Source organism: Variovorax robiniae (genome assembly GCF_037889955.1).
In the GTDB taxonomy this organism is placed as follows: domain Bacteria; phylum Pseudomonadota; class Gammaproteobacteria; order Burkholderiales; family Burkholderiaceae_C; genus Variovorax; species Variovorax robiniae.
Genome location: NZ_JBBKZS010000091.1, coordinates 1 through 1,105, shown reverse-complemented (window position 1 = coordinate 1,105; position 1,105 = coordinate 1). Strand labels below are relative to the sequence as shown.

Annotated in this window: 2 protein-coding genes; both read right to left on the bottom strand. The window is 63.3% G+C overall.

Translation table 11 applies throughout. The features are described 5' to 3' along the window. Window positions 1-713, bottom strand: a 713-nt coding sequence (locus tag WKW79_RS36985) for a biotin carboxylase N-terminal domain-containing protein (protein WP_340340190.1), incomplete at its 3' end; no start/stop codon positions are given. A 17-nt stretch (window positions 714-730) separates the two neighbouring features. Then, window positions 731-1,105, bottom strand: a 375-nt coding sequence (locus WKW79_RS36980) for a carboxyl transferase domain-containing protein (RefSeq protein ID WP_340340189.1), incomplete at its 5' end; no start/stop codon positions are given.

Here is a 1,105-nt window from a genome sequence, read left to right as displayed (position 1 = left end):
ACCTTCTGGTGGCGGCGCTGGATGGAACACTCGCGCTCGTTGAGGTAGATCACGTTGCCCTGCGAATCACCGAGCACCTGGATCTCGATGTGGCGCGGTTCCTCGACGAACTTCTCGATGAACACGCGGTCGTCGCCGAAGCTGTTGCGCGCCTCGTTGCGGCACGACGTGAAGCCCTCGAAGGCCTCCTTGTCGTTGAAGGCCACGCGCAGGCCCTTGCCGCCGCCACCGGCCGAGGCCTTGATCATCACCGGGTAGCCGATGTCCTTGGCGATCTCGACGGCGCGCTCGGCCGACTCGATGGCGTCGTTCCAGCCGGGGATGGTGTTGACCTTGGCTTCGTTGGCCAGTTTCTTGGAGGCGATCTTGTCGCCCATGGCGGCGATCGAATAGTGCTTGGGGCCGATGAAGACGATGCCCTCTTCCTCGACCTTGCGGGCGAAGGCTTCGTTCTCGGAGAGGAAGCCGTAGCCGGGGTGGACGGCCTCGGCGCCCGTTTGCTTGCAGGCGGCGATGATGCGGTCGGCCTGCAGATAACTCTCGCGGCTGGGGGCGGCGCCGATGTGGACCGCTTCGTCGGCGAGCTCGACGTGGCGGGCTTCCTTGTCGGCATCGGAATAGACGGCCACGGTGAGGATGCCCATCTTTTTCGCGGTCTTGATGACGCGGCAGGCGATTTCCCCGCGGTTGGCGATCAGAATTTTTTTGAACATGTTCTTCTTCCCGTTTCTCAGAGGGGGATGTTCCCGTGCTTGCGCCACGGGTTCTCGAGCTTCTTCTCGCGCAGCATGACGAGAGAACGGCAGATGCGCTTGCGGGTTTCGCTCGGCAGGATCACATCATCGATGTAGCCGCGCGTGCCGGCCACATACGGGTTGGCGAAGCGGGCCTTGTATTCGGCTTCGCGGGCGGCGAGCTTTTCCGGATCATTCTTGTCTTCGCGGAAGATGATTTCAACGGCACCCTTGGCGCCCATCACGGCGATCTCGGCACGGGGCCACGCGAGGTTCACGTCGCCGCGCAGGTGCTTGGAGGCCATCACGTCGTAGGCACCGCCGTAGGCCTTGCGGGTGATGACGGTGATCTTGGGAACCGTGCATTCGGC